This is a genomic window from Shimia sp. SK013 (assembly GCF_001292625.1).
Lineage (GTDB): Bacteria > Pseudomonadota > Alphaproteobacteria > Rhodobacterales > Rhodobacteraceae > Shimia.
Genome location: NZ_LAJH01000009.1, coordinates 1,012,080 through 1,028,577, shown reverse-complemented (window position 1 = coordinate 1,028,577; position 16,498 = coordinate 1,012,080). Strand labels below are relative to the sequence as shown.

The 16,498-nt window shown below is 53.8% G+C and carries 15 protein-coding genes and 1 pseudogene; 11 read left to right on the top strand and 5 right to left on the bottom strand.

The annotated features are described in order from the left end of the window. Window positions 1-138 (bottom strand): annotated as a pseudogene (locus SHIM_RS20145) (IS5/IS1182 family transposase); the annotation flags it as partial. A 287-nt stretch (window positions 139-425) separates the two neighbouring features. On the opposite strand from SHIM_RS20145, the gene SHIM_RS07570 reads away from it, so the two are divergent. Genes SHIM_RS07570 through SHIM_RS19950 form a run of 3 tightly spaced genes read left to right on the top strand, consistent with a single transcriptional unit; the run spans window position 426 to window position 3,121 of the window. Then, on the top strand, window positions 426-1,418 hold the full coding sequence (locus SHIM_RS07570) for an aKG-HExxH-type peptide beta-hydroxylase (RefSeq protein ID WP_152926474.1): 993 nt from the start codon (window positions 426-428) through the stop codon (window positions 1,416-1,418). Continuing rightward, the gene (locus tag SHIM_RS07565) at window positions 1,408-2,871 is read left to right on the top strand and encodes a class I adenylate-forming enzyme family protein (RefSeq protein ID WP_054001933.1); all 1,464 of its coding nucleotides are present in this window, start codon (window positions 1,408-1,410) and stop codon (window positions 2,869-2,871) included. Before SHIM_RS07570 ends, SHIM_RS07565 begins: the two co-directional genes overlap by 11 nt. Beyond that, entirely contained in the window at window positions 2,858-3,121 is a 264-nt protein-coding gene (locus tag SHIM_RS19950) for an acyl carrier protein (protein WP_082358301.1), read from the top strand. The genes SHIM_RS07565 and SHIM_RS19950 overlap by 14 nt, the downstream gene beginning before the upstream one ends. A 904-nt stretch (window positions 3,122-4,025) precedes the next feature. On the opposite strand, the gene SHIM_RS07555 is transcribed toward SHIM_RS19950, so the two are convergent. Together SHIM_RS07555 and SHIM_RS07550 are read right to left on the bottom strand one after the other, a co-directional pair. Then, window positions 4,026-4,706 carry a prolyl hydroxylase family protein gene (locus SHIM_RS07555; protein ID WP_054001931.1) on the bottom strand — a complete coding sequence of 227 codons (681 nt, stop codon included), beginning with the start codon at window positions 4,704-4,706 and terminating at the stop codon, window positions 4,026-4,028. A gap of 263 nt (window positions 4,707-4,969) precedes the next feature. Next, window positions 4,970-6,040, bottom strand: coding sequence for a LacI family DNA-binding transcriptional regulator (locus SHIM_RS07550; RefSeq protein ID WP_082358299.1), 1,071 nt, complete (start codon window positions 6,038-6,040; stop codon window positions 4,970-4,972). A gap of 185 nt (window positions 6,041-6,225) precedes the next feature. Between SHIM_RS07550 and SHIM_RS07545 the strand changes: the two genes are divergently transcribed. The 7 genes from SHIM_RS07545 to SHIM_RS07515 all read left to right on the top strand — a co-directional run bounded on the left by SHIM_RS07545 (window position 6,226) and on the right by SHIM_RS07515 (window position 13,477). Next, complete coding sequence (locus SHIM_RS07545; RefSeq protein WP_054001930.1) at window positions 6,226-7,548, top strand: ABC transporter substrate-binding protein; 1,323 nt, start codon at window positions 6,226-6,228, stop codon at window positions 7,546-7,548. 131 nt (window positions 7,549-7,679) lie between these two features. Next, on the top strand, window positions 7,680-8,627 hold the full coding sequence (locus tag SHIM_RS07540; RefSeq protein WP_054001929.1) for a carbohydrate ABC transporter permease: 948 nt from the start codon (window positions 7,680-7,682) through the stop codon (window positions 8,625-8,627). Then, the gene (locus SHIM_RS07535) at window positions 8,624-9,562 is read left to right on the top strand and encodes a carbohydrate ABC transporter permease (protein ID WP_054001928.1); all 939 of its coding nucleotides are present in this window, start codon (window positions 8,624-8,626) and stop codon (window positions 9,560-9,562) included. The genes SHIM_RS07540 and SHIM_RS07535 overlap by 4 nt, the downstream gene beginning before the upstream one ends. Then, entirely contained in the window at window positions 9,559-9,747 is a 189-nt protein-coding gene (locus SHIM_RS07530) for a hypothetical protein (protein WP_054001927.1), read from the top strand. Before SHIM_RS07535 ends, SHIM_RS07530 begins: the two co-directional genes overlap by 4 nt. Window positions 9,748-9,750: 3 nt before the next feature. Continuing rightward, complete coding sequence (locus tag SHIM_RS07525; RefSeq protein WP_054001926.1) at window positions 9,751-10,848, top strand: ABC transporter ATP-binding protein; 1,098 nt, start codon at window positions 9,751-9,753, stop codon at window positions 10,846-10,848. Beyond that, window positions 10,841-11,836 (top strand): ABC transporter ATP-binding protein, encoded by a 996-nt coding sequence (locus SHIM_RS07520; protein ID WP_054001925.1) that lies wholly within the window; start codon window positions 10,841-10,843, stop codon window positions 11,834-11,836. Before SHIM_RS07525 ends, SHIM_RS07520 begins: the two co-directional genes overlap by 8 nt. A 42-nt stretch (window positions 11,837-11,878) precedes the next feature. Beyond that, window positions 11,879-13,477: a dihydroxyacetone kinase subunit DhaK gene (locus SHIM_RS07515; RefSeq protein WP_446740601.1), complete on the top strand. Its 1,599-nt coding sequence runs from the start codon at window positions 11,879-11,881 to the stop codon at window positions 13,475-13,477. A gap of 286 nt (window positions 13,478-13,763) precedes the next feature. On the opposite strand, the gene SHIM_RS07510 is transcribed toward SHIM_RS07515, so the two are convergent. Both SHIM_RS07510 and SHIM_RS07505 read right to left on the bottom strand, forming a co-directional pair. Further along, window positions 13,764-14,600: a GNAT family N-acetyltransferase gene (locus tag SHIM_RS07510; protein ID WP_054001923.1), complete on the bottom strand. Its 837-nt coding sequence runs from the start codon at window positions 14,598-14,600 to the stop codon at window positions 13,764-13,766. Then, the gene (locus SHIM_RS07505; protein ID WP_054001922.1) at window positions 14,597-15,286 is read right to left on the bottom strand and encodes a GntR family transcriptional regulator; all 690 of its coding nucleotides are present in this window, start codon (window positions 15,284-15,286) and stop codon (window positions 14,597-14,599) included. The genes SHIM_RS07510 and SHIM_RS07505 overlap by 4 nt, the downstream gene beginning before the upstream one ends. Before the next feature lie 225 nt (window positions 15,287-15,511). On the opposite strand from SHIM_RS07505, the gene SHIM_RS07500 reads away from it, so the two are divergent. Then, window positions 15,512-16,495, top strand: coding sequence for an ABC transporter ATP-binding protein (locus tag SHIM_RS07500; protein WP_054001921.1), 984 nt, complete (start codon window positions 15,512-15,514; stop codon window positions 16,493-16,495). Window positions 16,496-16,498 lie beyond the last annotated feature (3 nt).

Below are 16,498 nucleotides of genomic sequence, written 5' to 3'. Positions count from 1 at the left end.
GCCGCGCTTGCCGCTCGGCGGCGGCACCCAAACCATCCCAGGATCAAACCAGATCCACAGCGATCCGCGTCGCTTCAAGCTGTCATTGTAAGCCGACCAGTTCGTGGTCTTGTACTTTGTAGGGGCCCAACTACTCATGCCCTCAAGCTATCATGCTGGATTCCAAAGATGAATCCCTCGACCGATTTGTGCAACAAAGCCACGTAGGCCGCCCAACCCACGCGCCAGTATCGTCGTCACTGCCACCGCGGGATCGCCGATTTGCCAAGCAAAACGGGATGGCGCACACATAATCATCCAGACAAATTGAGTTAAATAATCTCTTGATTAAAGACGCTTTTGGTTCCAAAAAAATCTGACAACGGACCGCCAAAAACTTTTTCGACCCGTCCACTTTGGCCGTAAAGCTCAGATAAGGTGTTTCATTGGAAAATTTGGTTTACCCGGACCCAAAGAAAGTCTCCCAAACGAGAGCCGAGATTCAAGTTAGGATTTTGGAGTCGTTCAATCATTTGATCTTTGAATTCTTTTCCGAGCATTATCGACCGCCGGTGTCAAAAGACGCCCTTGTCGGTCTTATTTCGAGTGATGAAAAATTCCCCTCACCTGCGGTTTTTGCCTTGCATGGCGCTTTGGTGAAAACAGCGCTTGAAGACGACCAGTCGAAAATCCCAGCGCTATACCGCACCTTGGCCGAGATGGTTGACCGGGGGGCGTTTTCCCGACGGGATATTTGCGTCACCCCGCTGTCCGCCCCTCCCTTTCACAAGGATGATTTGAGGCTGCTCTCCGACGCGTACTCCGATGACGTTGGTTTGACTGCCGACTTACAGCCTCCCTCCTTGCAGGAGACGAAAGCCGCAGTTCAGATGATTGAGCAGGCGGTCGAGCTGCTGTCGTCCACACGCGCCCCGTGGGGGGAAGAACTGATCTTGCTTGCCAATGAGGTGGTGCTTGCGGTTCCGGGTCCCAATGCGCGCTCATCTTTTGGTGGCGCTGCAGTTTTTGATGCCTTTGGGTCGGTCTTGATGAATCCGAGAATGCTGCACGACACGCCATCAACCGCACTCTCGTTGGTCCACGAAACTTCGCATCAACAGATGTTTTTGTTTCACTTAGACGATCCCGTTATTCTGAACGATGAACAAGCCGTCTATCAATCGCCTTTGAGAAAGCAGTCCAGACCAATGGAAGGCATATTTCACGCGATGTGGGTTTCCGGCAGGATGGCGCAAGCTGCAAACGACATAATGGTTTCTGCCCCTTCAGAGAATACGATGCTTTCCCTGTCTCAACTCAAAGACACCGCGATCACCAGCTTTCGCGATTGCGCGGAAACGGTAGCCGATCACGCATTACTAAGCGAATTCGGCACCAAGCTGTTCACTGATGCCCGAGCGGTCGTGAATGAACTTTAGCGGTCCCAACATCGGTCAAAAGATACTGGATGTGGCGAGGACCCAACCTGACGCCGTAGCAGTGGAGTGGGAAGGCCAAACCTATACGCGATCAGACGTTTTGGCCGCTGCTGCTAATCTGGGTGTCTTTTTCCAACAAGCAGACATTAACCCCAATCAGGCCGTGGCTGTGATCTCTGCAAATCCATTGCGCGGTATAGAGGCCATGATGGCTTTGTGGTCCCAAGGGTCGCCGACGTTGTTTCTGGACCCCCGCCAACCTCTGAAAGACATATGTGGTTCTCTAGAGCGCGCTGAGATAGACATTGCCTTTAGCGACATCAAGAGCCTGACGAGATCAGAGTTAATTCACGCCCTACCTGACCGAAATTCTCGCTCTGCAGCGACAAAGCCGCTGGATTTCTCAAAGGTTCCGAGCGACGGCGACGCGCTGGTTCTGTCGACATCCGGAACGACAAATCTGCCTCGGTTTAGACGCGTCACCCACAAAGCCTTTCTAGAAGGTGTGGCCAGCTCAGAACAAATTTTGAACCAGCCGGCGCCACTTCCTGCGGTGATCGTCGGGAGCCTCGCCTTTGGCGCCGTTCTGATGCATTGGATAAGGATGATGATCCACGGCAAATTCATTTTGGCTTTGCCGCTTTTTTTCCGCACCAATGAACTGCACGAAGCTCTGTCGCGCACTGATATTGCCGCTGCGGGGTTGCCGCCGGTTTTGATACGCGATCTGCTGCTGCTTCACGAGGGGCGCGACGTGCAAAAGCGAGGTCCGGCATATCCCCACATAGAACGCATGGCATCTGTAGGTGGGCCCATCCCATCAAGTGATTTGGTCAAAGCTTATAAGACGCTCACTCCGGGTTTTTCCAACCTTTATTCGTTGGCCGGCGTCGGCCCTGTATCTCGTTTGGCGCGCGGCGAAATCCTGCACAAGCCCAATTCAGTTGGCAAACCGTTGACCAATATTCAGGTGGATATCCGGACTTCGGGTGGTCAGCAGTGCAAGCCGGGAAACATCGGAAATATTGTTGTCACGCCTTTGTGGAAGGACAAACCGGCTCCTTTGGAAACGGGTGATATCGGTTGGCTTGACGAAGACGGCTATCTCTTTATCGCGGGGCGATCACAGCAGGTCGCGAGCCGTCAATCCGTCAACATTAACCTTCCGGAGCTCGAAAATGACGTGAAGGCTATTGGTGGCGTGCGCGATTGCATTGCCTTTACAACCGCTGACCCCAAAAGCGCCGATGACGTTGTGTTTCTGGCTGTTGAAACCGCGCTGAACCTGTCGGAACTGTCCCAAGCGATCCGAAAGTCTGTTGCGTCTTACCGTCGCCCGGATAAAATCATGGTGAAAGAGATGCTGCCCCGAAACGCCTCAAACAAAATCGCCTTAGGGCAGCTGCAGACCACCGCTTTACAGAAAGAGAGCGCCTTCGATGAGTTCCGTTGACTATCAAGCGATTGTAACGGCCGCTTACCGCCGCGCTTTTCCCGACGAAATTATTAGTGAGGACAGCGACTTTTTTGAATTGGGGGGGGACTCGCTCACGGTCGTCAGCATGTGCGCATACATCGAAGAGCTTGTTGGCTTCACGCTGCCCCCTTCGATCTTGATGTACCAACCCACTGTCGCAGAGCTAGCCAACGCCCTGCCCACCATCTCGCAGACCTCTCCGACCGAAAACTCTGAAACTGACTGAGTATATTCGCAAGGATTTCCTCTGAGTAGTAGCCTCCGTGCTGCGCATCGAGAAGGATCCGTTCGTACTCAGAATAACAGACTGAGGCTTTTGACGCCGCCTCTTCAATGTTTTGCCGAAAGGGATCGTGCCCAGGATCGCCGCTGCCGTAAATGAGCAACGCAGGACACCCTGTTGCGATCTCGGGAAGCCGGCTGTTGATCAGGCACATACTGCCAATCTCAAAGGTCCCACGATCCGACTTCGCGGCAAGGTACATGACCAGCGACGCGCCTTGGCAGCTTGTTCCTGCGTCAAACTTTTGCCCGGCGAAGGATCTGGAAATTTCATCAAGCAAATAGTCGCCCAAAATTTTCCGGATAAGCAGCCTGTCATCTTCAGAAGACACAAGGAGATGCGCGGAGCGCGAGAAAATCAGCGGCTGATCAGGGCCAAGGGCATCCGCAAGTGATTGTGGCTCTTTTGCTGAATTAAAAACCCAAAACAGAGGCGGCTTCGTTCCCTCAGTATTCAATATGCGGACAATGCCCGCTCGATCCAGCGGAGTCCCAGGCCAGTTGGCCATCAACTTTTCTTGGGTTTCCAGCACCCTTTTTGTCGACATCACAATGTCCCGCTCATAACCTAGGGGCGCGAAAGCAATTTAAACTACTAATGGAGGGAAGAATGAAGCTAGACAAGTCCAAACTATTGCGCCTTCAAGGCTCAGTGGCTGCCCAAACGGCCAAGGTCGGAGACCCACCCGAACCACCAGTTCAAAAGTAAATTCGTTTTAGACGACCAATGCTTCGGCTGAGTGGGCGAATAGCTTGGTCAGGTCGGCATTGTGAGTTCAGGTATCGGTTGGCGGGCGCCCAGGGTGTCCGCCAGGTTCGTTTTAATACCTAAAGCAGCCACGTGCACTTCAAGAAAGCGCCGGCCTCCAAGGACGGTTCCTGAACCAAAAGCTGACGATACGCTTGTTGCCGTCCTCGACCGGTGCGCCCTGATGCATACTCATCGGGTGTACTTTCAAAGACCCGATATTGGTATTTTGCCAAAACACCAATCGGCCACTCTTTGGCTTAATCGTGACATCCAAACGCGGGAACACGGTTTCACCCGCCGTGAAATCATCGTTGAGATACAATACAGCAGTAAAAACCCTTTGACTCGGCTCAAACTGATCCGGATTTGGATTTGGCATAACGCCACCCAGACCGGCATCAAAGTGACGTTTGAATTCTCCGCCAGCTTGATAACTGATAAATTCAGGATGTTCACAGAGTTCGGACTTCATCTGAAAAACAGCGGCCACCCGATCTAGAAGTTTGTCGATCTGTTCGCTTTGCGATGGCAGGATTTTGCGGGTTAGGGCAATCCTCTTGCTATCCTGCACTGGTCCAGTGGCGCTTGCCACTTCCGCAGGGCCGAGGTCCATTTTTGAAAGATCTGCCTCAAGTCGACTTATCGTCTCCGCATCAACGAATGACTCTATGAATCCCACAATCGGATTAACGCTGAGCAATTTTGCGGTTTCCAACATGACAAGAGCATCCAGTTTGGGAAAAGAAAACAAGTCAATTTCGCCACAGCGGCCAAACATGTCAATGAGCGGTCAAAACCCCTGAGCTATATTCGGCATGCGTGTCGTATGTTGTGCGCGGCGTCGCAAATTCAGTCGATCTTTTTTATCTATCTGAACCCAGCCCCTGACACGAAAAGAAGTTTTGTTCGCCGGGTATCAGACGCGGTAATCTTGCATGTCTGGCCGCCGATGGGCCTCCAAAGCGGGATTTTTTCAGCGTGTGCTTTTACCAGACAGCTGAAACCCGCATCATGGAGTATCACCCAACGACGGTCTCGCCGCTACAAGTTGGTGCGTAAGATCACTTCCACGCGTATGCGCTCTTGAGAGCTCTTTGGCTGCCGTCCGTCGACGGTAGCTTTTAGCTTTCGAACCGCGCTGCGTACCAAATGCCCCGGGTCCTGCGCGATGATGCTATCGAGCCTGCCAGCCCGGAGCTCAGCCTCGGTGAATGGTGTGCGCTCATGAGCGATCTTAATAAAACTGGCAGTGCCGCAGAGCTCGTTTACAATCGTCAATGGCGTGCGCGCTTCCGACGACATCACATAAAGACCAGCAAGGTCCGGATTGTTCTGAACAGTATTTGCAATGATGTCATGAGCCCTCTCATAGTTGCCGTAGGTCTCTAGGGACGGCAAAACACGCATGCTTGGGAAGTGCTGTCTCAATTCGGAATCAAATCCAAGTCGGCGCTCCAAGCTGTCACGCGATTGCATGCTTTCGGCGATAACCATAACTGAACCCGTTTCAGATCTGTTGAATCGACCGATCAGGTTCGCAGCAGTGGCGCCTGCCGAATTGTTGTTCATGCCGACCCCATGATCATCCATGCTTGTTTGATCAGAAATGAATGGCAGTGCGGCGACCCCGCGTTCTTTTAGGCGATAGATCGCGTCCCTTACTTGCGGAGATTCCGGCGCCATGATCGCAACGCCGCTTGTGGTGGCGGCGTCCAAGGTGCCCAGGAAGGCAGAAACGTTGTGCGGGTCATTTTCGTCAATTTGATGAACTTCGCACCAAACAAGATCCTCTGCGAAAATCGAGCCAGCCTCATCAATGTGGTGAATAATGGCATCCAAGAATTGATCACCGGATTTGGGGAGTGCAAAGACAAATCGGTACTTCTGGGATTTGGCGAGGTTGGCGGCTTGAATGTTTCGGACAAATCCGAGCTTTTTGATCGCTTCATTGACCCGATCGACGGTTTTTTGCTTCACGCCTTCGCGCCCATTTAGGACCCGATCCACGGTGGCACGACTCACGCCTGCTTCTTTTGCCAGATCTTTTGTGGTGGGTCGAAGCATTGAATGCTCAAGTATGGAGTTTTCAGATTTTCTCATCTTATCAAACATTTGTTGTTTCGCAAAGTTAGGATTGGCAACGTCGTTTTCCGCGCGGTTTCACCTCTCGTATCATTCTTTTGAGGCACGTGTCTCAGAAAAAACTTGAAATGATGCACGTGCCTCAGTTAGCAATGGTGCAGGCTGAGTCTTGGCGAGGGGGCCCGGCGAAAACTGGAATGGGAGGAGTATACCAAATGAAACCGAAGATGATGACGTCTGTTGCAGTCGGGGCAATTCTTGCGTCTGGCTTAGCAACAGCAGCCGCCGCGGAAGACCTGACACTCTGTTGGGCGGCATGGGACCCCGCAAATGCTCTGGTTGAGCTCAGCAAAGACTTTGAGGCGCAATCCGGTCACAACATGAGTTTTGAGTTTGTACCCTGGCCCAGCTTTGCCGACCGCATGTTGAACGAATTGAACTCCGGCGGTCAGCTATGCGATCTGATGATTGGTGACAGCCAATGGATCGGTGGCGGTGCGGAGAACGGCCATTACATCAAGCTGAATGATTTCTTTGACGCCAACGGCATTTCAATGGATGACTTCATTCCTGCCACCGTTACCGGCTATTCCGAATGGCCCAAAGGCACTCCAAACTACTATGCGTTGCCCGCATTTGGCGATGTTGTCGGCTGGTCTTACCGCCGTGATTGGTTTGAACGTCCAGAGTTGCAGGCCGAATTTATGGACACCTATGGCTATGCATTGGATGTTCCGGCCTCCCTTGATCAGCTGAAGGACATCGCCACGTTCTTTCAGGGACGTGAAATTGACGGCACAACCGTATATGGCGTGTCGCTTTACACCGAGCGTGGGTCTGAAGGAATCACAATGGGCGCCACAAATGCCCTGTATAACTTTGGTTTCGAATATGAGAACCCAGCGCAGCCCTACGACCTTGAAGGGTTTGTGAATTCTCCAGGGGCCGTCGCGGGGCTGGAATACTACAAGGAGCTTTACGACGTTGGGGCGCCTCCGGGCTCATCAAACTGGTACATGGGCGAAAACATTGACGCCTATCGCTCCGGTCAGGTGGCGATGTCCATGGGCTTTGCCTTTGTCTGGCCTGGGGTCCATGCGGACACCAATGTTGGCGGCGACAAATCGGGCTATTTTGCGAACCCTCCGGGTCCGGCAGGACAATTTGCGCAGCTCGGCGGCCAAGGCATTTCCGTTGTATCATACTCTGAAAATCAAGAGGCCGCGCTTGAGTACATCCAATGGTTCGCACAGCCGAAAGTTCAGGCGCGTTGGTGGGAAATGGGCGGCTATTCCGCATTGAATGCGGTTGTCGATGACCCGTCCTTTGTCGGAAGTCAGCCCTATGCTCAGGCGTTTTTGGACTCCATGGCGATCGTGAAAGATTTCTGGGCCGAGCCGGCCTATGCGGACCTTTTGATCGCTGCACAGGAGCGTCTGCATGGCTTTGCCATCGCTGGCGAAGGGAGCGCACAAGACGCTCTTGATGGTTTGGTTCGGGATTGGACCGAAGTGTTCGAAGACGAAGGCAAACTCTAAGCACTCCTCCCTGTCGGCCGTCCTTTTTGAGGGTCCGACATGTCTCCAGCCGGTGCTCTTCCGGCTGGAGTTCTCACATAGCTACTGTGTTCAGCCGGGTCTGTTGGATCCGACTTGAAGGAAATAAAACCATGACCACCTCTCCCATTCACAGGGCGGCGCAAAGTACGCCCGACGGAGTAGCCAGAAAGATCAGGGGCCTGTCAGATCGCGCAATTGCATGGATCTTTGTTGCCCCGACCATCTTCTTGCTGCTGGCGGTGAATATCTTCCCACTTATCTGGACGATCCGGCTTAGCTTCACAAACTTTCGGGTGAACCGTCCGAACAACGACGTCGAATGGGTCGGATTGCGAAATTACAAACGCATACTGAGCGATCCGGATATTTGGAACACAATGCAGGCGACAGCGCATTTCCTGCTTTGGACGATTGCGCTGCAAGTGCTCATCGGTTTTTTTCTGGCCTTCCTGATCAACAAGAAATTCAAGGGCAACGATTTGTGGACGACGATCATCGTTTTCCCGATGATGCTGTCCCCCGCGGTGGTCGGGAACTTCTGGACCTTCCTGTATCAGCCGCAGATCGGCTTGTTTAACTACGTTGTCGCCTTTTTTACCGGCGCAGATCCTGCGAGTTTCTCGATGATTGGGGATGTGCATTTGGCCCCTTGGGCGATCATCATCGCGGATACGTGGATGTGGACGCCCTTTGTGATGCTGATTTGTTTGGCTGGTTTGCGCTCCATCCCTGACAGCATTTATGAAGCCGCCGAATGCGACCGCGCCAGCAAGTGGCGTCAGTTTTGGACAATTACAATTCCGATGGCGCTGCCGTTTTTGATGCTGGCTGTGTTGTTCCGTGGGATCGAGAACTTCAAAATGTTCGACCTTGTGGTTCAGCTTACGGGCGGCGGGCCCGGCAACACCACAACGCTCACATCCATCGATCTAAAGCGCGAAGCTTTTGAAAAGTGGCGCACAGGGTATTCGTCGGCCTATGCGGTCATCCTGTTTGTCACGGTCTTCGGGCTCGCTTCGATCTACGTGAAAGCGCTCAATAAGGTGAAAGAACGATGAGTTTCTCAGTCACAGAACCAAACAAGAGCACCAAGTGGTTTGCTGGGCTTTTGGTGGTCACCTATGCCGTCGTCACGATTATTCCTTTGCTGTGGATTATCGCGACAGGGTTCAAGTCACCTGCGGACTCAATTTCCTACCCGCCCGTCGTGGTGTTTGAGCCGACCTTGGAAGGATATGTGAACCTGTTCACGGATCGCACGCGCGCCACCGACGATATGCTGGAAGCGGCGGGACCACCGCAGACGTGGTATGATGAAATTGCACGCAAACGCGGCACGATTATTTCTGGCCCGTCACGCTATGGCGAGCGGTTTCTGAACTCCGTTATCATCGGTTTCGGTTCAACTTTTTTGTGCATGGTTTTGGGGACAGCTGCGGCCTATGCCTTCAGTCGCTTCCGCGTGCCTCTCAAAGATGATCTGCTGTTTTTCATCCTCTCAACCCGGATGATGCCGCCGATTGCGGTCGCGATCCCGATTTTCCTGATGTTCCGCAACCTTGGCCTGAACGACACGCATCTCGGGATGATCCTGCTCTATACGGCGGTCAACTTGTCGCTCTCGGTCTGGCTCTTGAAAGGCTTCATTGACGAGATCCCGATCGAGTATGAAGAGGCCGCTCTGATTGATGGCTACACCCGGTTTCAAGCTTTCTACAAGGTGGTGCTGCCACAGGCCGCAACAGGCATCGCCTCCACCGCAATCTTCTGTCTGATCTTTGCTTGGAACGAGTATGCTTTCGCGGTGCTTCTGACATCGGGGACAGCCCAAACAGCGCCGCCCTTCATCCCCAATATCATTGGCGTTAACGGCAAAGATTGGCCGGCTGTGGCCGCAGGCGCCACGATCTTCCTTGTTCCCGTGATGGTGTTCACGGTGCTTCTGCGCAAACACCTGCTGCGCGGCATTACCTTTGGAGCGGTACGCAAATGACCAAGTTTATCAATGGCCTGATGCGGCTACGTCGCGGTCCATGGGAAATGCTGGCGTCGCTTCTGATTGCGCTAGGGGTGATCATGCTGATGCAGCCCTTCGCACTCGGGCTCTACAGCTACTCCTTTATCGTCACACTTGTTGGCACGGTGATGTTTGTCATCGTCAGCCATTTTCCGGAGTAACACATGGCACAGATAAGAATAGAAAACGTGCGCAAGGACTTCGGGGCGTTCAACGCGGTCAAGTCATCCACATTTACCATCGAAGACGGAGAATTCTTTATGCTGCTGGGTCCATCGGGCTGCGGCAAAACAACAACCTTGCGCATGATGGCTGGCCTCGAACTGCCGACGTCAGGCGAGATTTTCATCGACGGCGAAGAGGTCGGCATGAAGCCTGCGAGCCAACGTGACATCGCCTTCGTCTTTCAGATGTTCGCGCTTTATCCGCATCTAAACGTTGGCAAAAACATCAGCTACCCGCTGATCAGTCAGGGTATGCCAAAGGCCCAAGCGACCAAGAAAGTGCACGAAATCGCAGAGATCCTGGGCATCACCGATATTCTTAAGAAGCCAGTTGGTGGCCTGTCCGGTGGCGATCGACAGCGTGTGGCCCTTGGCCGGGCCATTGTCCGCGATCCCAAGGCGTTCTTTATGGATGAACCGTTGGGCGCGCTGGATGCTGAGTTTCGTGAGCACATGTCTGAAGAGCTTCGGGCGCTGCACGATCGGATGAATGCAACAACAGTCTATGTGACGCATGATCAGTTGGAGGCCATGCAGATGGGCGACAAGATTGTGGTGATGAACCATGGCGTTGTTGAGCAATTTGGCGTGCCGCAGGATATTTATGACTGGCCCGCAACCAAATTTGTCGCGCAGTTTATCGGCTCGCCTCCAATGAACTTCCTTGAGTTTCGCGGCATGGTGGGGAATGGCGAAAGCAAAGTGCGTTTTGGCGATGTGGCGTTTGAAATTCCACGCATGTTGGATGGCGCAAATGGCGATCTGACCTTTGGCGTCCGCCCCGAGCATATCAAATTGGACGACGCGGCGCCGTATCGAGGCGAAGTCGCGGCGGTCGAATATCTTGGCACCACACAGATCATCACCATGAAAACATCTAACGGCACCATCAAGGCGCGTGTGCCGTCTTCGGATGTGGTGAAAGTTGGCGAAAGAACCGGCCTGCACTTCGACGCCAGAACCATATCAATGTTCAATGCAGACACAGGCCAAGCGCTCAAAAGCGAAGCCAACGAGGGGGTTTTGACCTATGGCTGAAGTTTCTTTGAAAGGTCTGACCAAATCCTTTGGGGACGAAACCGCCCTGGACAACATTACTATGACGGTTCCCGATGGCTCTTTTGTTGTTCTGCTTGGCCCAACTGGCGCAGGCAAGACAACCACTTTGAGGATGGTGTCCGGTTTGGATACGCCCGATACGGGCAGCGTGTCCATTGGTGGCGTGGATATGGCAGGACAGACACCGGCCCAGCGGGACGTCACGATGGTGTTCCAGCAATACTCCCTGTATCCGCATTTGACGGTCCGGCAGAACCTTGAATTCCCTTTGAAGTCGCCGATCTTGAAAACGCCGCCGGATGAAATCAATCGAAAAGTTGGCGAAGTGGCCGAAGTCCTTCAGATCAGTCACAAACTCGACAATAAGGCCACGGCCTTGTCGGGCGGCGAGATGCAACGGGTGTCCATTGGACGCGCGCTTGTGCGGCAACCATCTGTCTATCTGATGGACGAACCGCTCAGTTCGCTTGATGCAAAATTGCGGTCCGATTTGCGGGTCGAACTTAAAAGCATTCAAGCCAATTCTGGCGCAACCCTGCTTTATGTGACCCACGACCAGATCGAAGCAATGACAATGGCCACCCATGTTGGGGTCTTGGACAATGGCAAGCTGGTCCAATTTGGCACACCACGTGAAATCTATGAGAACCCGGTCAGCGTTTACGCGGCCAGCCGTCTTGGACAACCGCGCGTGAATATTTTGCCTGCAGATCTTTTTGGTCCGGCGCCCTCAGCCGCGCAGACTATTGGACTGCGCCCCGAGCACATCGTGCAAGGCGAGGGGCAAGACAGCCTTGTGACTCGTGTCGAGCACCTTGGTGATCAGACCCGATTGCACCTTGTTTTTAAAGATCATGAGATCACGACGGTAACACATGCTCATACCGAACTGAACGGCGGCGACATCGTCAAAATCCGCCCAAACAATCCATACTATTTCGACGCCACTGGCGCTCGTGTCGCCTAAGGGGAGAGAGACGTGCAACATTTTACCAATGAAAAAGAAAACATGGTCACCGACGCCATAGACGGCGCGATTTCGGTCTCCGGCGGCAAACTGACACGATTGGATGGCTATCCGCATATCCGTGTGGTGGTTCGCTCCGACTGGGACAAGTCCAAAGTTGCCTTGGTGTCCGGTGGAGGGTCGGGCCACGAGCCCGCACATGCCGGGTTCGTCGGCAAAGGAATGTTAACGGCGGCGGTGTGTGGCGATGTGTTCGCGTCTCCGTCTGTAGACGCAGTTTTGGCCGGCATCCTCGCCGTTGCCGGCCCTGCCGGTTGCTTGTTGATTGTCAAAAATTACACAGGTGACCGGCTAAACTTCGGCCTCGCTGCGGAACGGGCACGGGCCTTTGGTCATAAGGTCAGTATGGTCATTGTAGATGATGATGTGGCTTTGCCAGATCTTCCTCAAGCACGGGGTGTGGCGGGCACGCTGTTTGTCCACAAAATTGCCGGGGCCATGGCCGAAAACGGCGCCAACTTGGAAGCGTGCACGTTGGCCGCAGAGCGGGTGGTCTCATCTACACGCTCCATCGGCATGTCTTTGGACACCTGCACAGTTCCCGGATCCTTGAAAGAAAACCGTATTCCCCGCGGCATGGCAGAATTGGGTCTTGGCATACACGGCGAAGCCGGCGTGGAGCAAGTTGCGTCCAGTGGAGCTAAGGATGCGATTGCCAAGATGTCGGAGAAACTGGCGGACGGCATGCCAAAAACACCTCATGCTGCTTTGATCAATAACCTTGGTGGCGCATCATGTCTTGAAATGGCGATTTTGACGAACTCACTGCTGAACTCTGACGTTGGCCAGCATGTTCGACATGTGGTGGGGCCTGACGCGATGATGACGGCACTTGATATGCACGGCTTTTCAATCTCGCTTTTGGAATTGACCAATGGCGACGAAGAGCTTTTGGCGCAGGCCGTCGATGTGCCTGCGTGGCCAGGTATCAATGCGGTGACACAATCGGCTGTTTTGCCGCTACCCGATGGGTTGTCGCCGATCCGCGCACCTGCGTCCGTACATGATGAAACCAAGGCCTTTCTAACGGCGTGTTGCCAAATCCTGATCGAGTCTGAAACGGATCTGAATGCGCTGGATGCCAAATCAGGGGACGGGGACACGGGATCCACCTTGGCAACGGCGTCGCGGGCGCTGATCGATGCAATGGATAGCCTGCCCTTGGCGGATCATACACAGCTCTATCGTGCAATTGGTCTGGAGCTGAGCCAGACTATGGGCGGGTCATCTGGTGTGCTTTTGGCAATTTTCTTTGCGGCAGCTGGTGATGCCTCATCGTCCGGTCAGCCAATGAAGGATGCCTTGCGAACAGGCCTTGACCGGATGCGAAAAGTTGGCGGCGCAAACCCCGGCGATCGCACGATGGTAGACGCGTTATTGCCCGCGTTGGAGGCCTTGAACACCGATATGTCGTCAGCTGCAGCCGCCGCGCGCAAAGGCGCAAACTATACAGCAACGTTGACCTCTGCGAAGGCTGGGCGCGCCAGTTATATAAACGCAGAGCAGCTTGAAGGGCACGTCGATCCCGGCGCCGAGGCCGTCGCCCGGCTGTTTGAGCATCTGGCCCGTATCGGTGAATAGTAAAGCCATCTCTCAGAACCTTCCTCTAATAAGAGGAAGGCGATCCCACACCATTGGCCTACACGGAATGTGTTGGAGAGGCCCGTCATATGTTGTCCAAAGGCAGTATTTGCCCGGAAACCCGAAACGCCAAAAACGAAATCCGAAGATACCTGTTAGCCGAGGATATCTGTTGTTCGCCCGACATACCCCGAAACCCCGTGTGGGCGCATTCCCGAATTGGGCAGGGAAATGGCCCCTTTCGCCGCGCTGGTACATGAGATAGCAGAGCGGCGCTTCGACAAAACTAGCCAAGCTCCAAGCTTGTGACCGCGAAATAAGCAGGGGCCTCATCAGCCAGTTGTACTGGTGATCCACGATACATTCGTGCGGTCGCAAATCCCGGCTCAAGGTCAATGTTCTCGCAAAGCAGCTTAAGCGCAGGCGAATTTTGAGGGACATCGACTGTTAGTGAGGTGCCCATCACGGCGGCAGCATGAGACATCAAAGCCTGCGCATCGGCATAGTTCGTCGCGACAAGCGGGCCGATTTTTGCACCGCTTTGGCAAGCTCTTACTGTGCAAAACCCCGCAATTTCATCCCCATCTCTGATGATAAGGGTTTTTCGCGTTTCCGCCTCCTGAAGCCACGCTTGCATGTAAGTTGGCTTGCGAACGCCGGATACGGCGCTCTCCAAATCGACCATTGTGTTTGTATCTGCAGACGATGCTACGCAAACCCGTCCGGACGTTTTTGCGGGCACCTCGCCAGAAAAACGCGTCGTTTGGCTGACAAACACAAAACCCGAAGACGCATAGTTTTTTTGTTGGTCGGGTACACCGTCCAGCCCTACCACGCGATCATGGGCGTGACGCAGGGCATGTTGCCAGAGGCCATATCCAACACCCTGACCGCGATACTCCGGCTTCGCAATATACAGCCCCAGAAAAGCAAAGTCGTCCGTGTGATTGACCACAGAGATTGTAGCCGCAAGTTCGCCCTCAACTTCTGCAACAAAAAAACCGTGGGGATCAGCCTGCCAGAATGGCGTCACATCTTCCAACCCGGGGTTCCACCCCTCATCCGCTGCCCAGTTCAAAAGGCTCGAAAGCTCTTCGAAAGTTGCATTGCGAAACACGGTCATTTTTTTAGGGCATCCTTTAGAGAGGCGCTTTCAGACGGTTTGTCTCGAAGATCCAGTTGAGAAATGAGATCAAGCAGGTGGCCCTTCATCAACTCTTCTGCACTGTCTGGATCTTGGCGCCTGAACGCGTTCATTAGAGCGTGGTGTGCGTGGCTCTCGCACAGCGCACCTCTGCGTTGCCAGTAAAGAGCGATGACTAAAGACGAACGGGACACAAGTTGCTGAGCGAATGCCTCAATGGTCCGTTGATTTGCGATCCGTGCAATTTCGAGGTGGAACAGTCCTGACAGCTTTAGCGCCAGTCCGGCATTGCCCATGTCAATCGCAGCATGTTCATTTTCGATATGGCGTTCTAGTGCTGCGATGTCTTCGGAGGTGGCGCGTTCGGCGGCGGCGCGCGCGGTCTGTGGTTCTAATAATGTGCGAGCTTCAAAGACTTCGCGCGCTTCTTTGATTGTCGGCTTGGCAACAAACGCGCCGCGATTGCGCTCGATTGCAACCAGACCTTCGTGGGACATCGCGCGCAGAGCCTGTCGTACAACTGTTCTGCTGACACCAAAGATTTCCGCCACTTCGTCTTCGCGTAGCTTCATGCCGGGCTGAAGGCGGTGCTCATGCACAGCCTCGGTTAGCTCGGCAACGATGTCCTCAGCTGTTGATGTCTGCGGTGAGGCAAAAATTTGCATCTATGGAACCTCCTGCCTCGGTTTTTGCAGATTGGCCGTCGAACAACAAGACGTGAACAACTCCAAGGCAAATTGTATACAATTTTTGCTCGAAAATTGAACAATTGGCTATTCGGGCGCTTCTTCCGCAGGCTCCGACCCCTAGATCCCATTTCAAAATCCAAAATTCTCTTCGGAATTGTTCTCAGACTTCGCACATTGATCCCAATTCAAAGAGGCGCCAAAATGAAACAACCCAAAGATCTCGAATTTGTTGCACTGACAAAACGTTACGGGAACACCGTGGCCGTGGACGAAATCGGATACCACTTCGAGGCGGGGACTTATGCCTGTCTTTTGGGGCCGTCAGGATGCGGGAAGTCGTCAACACTGCGCATGATAGCAGGTCACGAGAGTGTATCGGATGGCGCTATCCTGTTGGGTGGGCGCGATATTTCCTATTTGCCTCCGGCGAAGCGCGGCACGGCGATGATGTTTCAAAACTATGCCCTCTTTCCACATATGAGCGTGTTGGAAAACGTGGCCTTCAGCCTGAAGATGAAGGCCGTCGATGCTGCAGAACGCCGAGCTCGCGCAGGCGAGATGCTCGAGTTGGTGGATTTGACGACGTTGCAAGACCGTCTGCCCGACCAACTATCCGGCGGCCAGCAACAACGTGTTGCCCTCGCACGTGCCTTGATCACCAAACCGCAGGTCCTGTTGTTGGATGAGCCGCTTTCCGCGCTTGATCCGTTTCTTCGCATTCGAATGCGCGCTGAGCTGAAGCGCTTGCAACGAGAGCTTGGCATAACGTTCATTCACGTCACCCACGGCCAAGACGAAGCCTTAGCGCTCGCTGACGAAATCGTGGTTATGAACCACGCCAAAATTGAACAGGCGGGCAAGACCCGCGATGTGTTCGACGCCCCCAGAACCGCATTTGTTGCGAAGTTTCTGGGCTCTTACAACGTACTCGCATTGCCGGAGGGAAAGCTGGCCGTGCGCTCAGACGCGATGGCGCTTGGGCCGGCGGAAAATGCCAAATTGCAAGGCCGGATAATCAACATTGAATATCAAGGTACGCACGTCGCGCTGACCGCTGTCGTTCCTGGAGATCAGGAAGTGACAGCGATTTTGTCGGACAAGGATTTCTTCGGCGCGCCGAAGAATGTGGGCGAGGCCATCGGCCTCAATTGGGATGGCAGAGCGGCGCATGCGCTTTCCGCCTAACAA

Coding starts and splice junctions, on each gene's coding strand:
- SHIM_RS07505 (WP_054001922.1), bottom strand. CDS start 15,286: ATGCAAATTTTTGCCTCACCGCAGACATCAACAGCTGAGGACATCGTT.
- SHIM_RS07535 (WP_054001928.1), top strand. CDS start 8,624: ATGAGTTTCTCAGTCACAGAACCAAACAAGAGCACCAAGTGGTTTGCT.
- SHIM_RS07545 (WP_054001930.1), top strand. CDS start 6,226: ATGAAACCGAAGATGATGACGTCTGTTGCAGTCGGGGCAATTCTTGCG.
- SHIM_RS07540 (WP_054001929.1), top strand. CDS start 7,680: ATGACCACCTCTCCCATTCACAGGGCGGCGCAAAGTACGCCCGACGGA.
- SHIM_RS07525 (WP_054001926.1), top strand. CDS start 9,751: ATGGCACAGATAAGAATAGAAAACGTGCGCAAGGACTTCGGGGCGTTC.
- SHIM_RS07530 (WP_054001927.1), top strand. CDS start 9,559: ATGACCAAGTTTATCAATGGCCTGATGCGGCTACGTCGCGGTCCATGG.
- SHIM_RS07510 (WP_054001923.1), bottom strand. CDS start 14,600: ATGACCGTGTTTCGCAATGCAACTTTCGAAGAGCTTTCGAGCCTTTTG.
- SHIM_RS19950 (WP_082358301.1), top strand. CDS start 2,858: ATGAGTTCCGTTGACTATCAAGCGATTGTAACGGCCGCTTACCGCCGC.
- SHIM_RS07500 (WP_054001921.1), top strand. CDS start 15,512: ATGAAACAACCCAAAGATCTCGAATTTGTTGCACTGACAAAACGTTAC.
- SHIM_RS07515 (WP_446740601.1), top strand. CDS start 11,879: ATGGTCACCGACGCCATAGACGGCGCGATTTCGGTCTCCGGCGGCAAA.
- SHIM_RS07555 (WP_054001931.1), bottom strand. CDS start 4,706: ATGTTTGGCCGCTGTGGCGAAATTGACTTGTTTTCTTTTCCCAAACTG.
- SHIM_RS07520 (WP_054001925.1), top strand. CDS start 10,841: ATGGCTGAAGTTTCTTTGAAAGGTCTGACCAAATCCTTTGGGGACGAA.
- SHIM_RS07565 (WP_054001933.1), top strand. CDS start 1,408: ATGAACTTTAGCGGTCCCAACATCGGTCAAAAGATACTGGATGTGGCG.
- SHIM_RS07550 (WP_082358299.1), bottom strand. CDS start 6,040: ATGTTTGATAAGATGAGAAAATCTGAAAACTCCATACTTGAGCATTCA.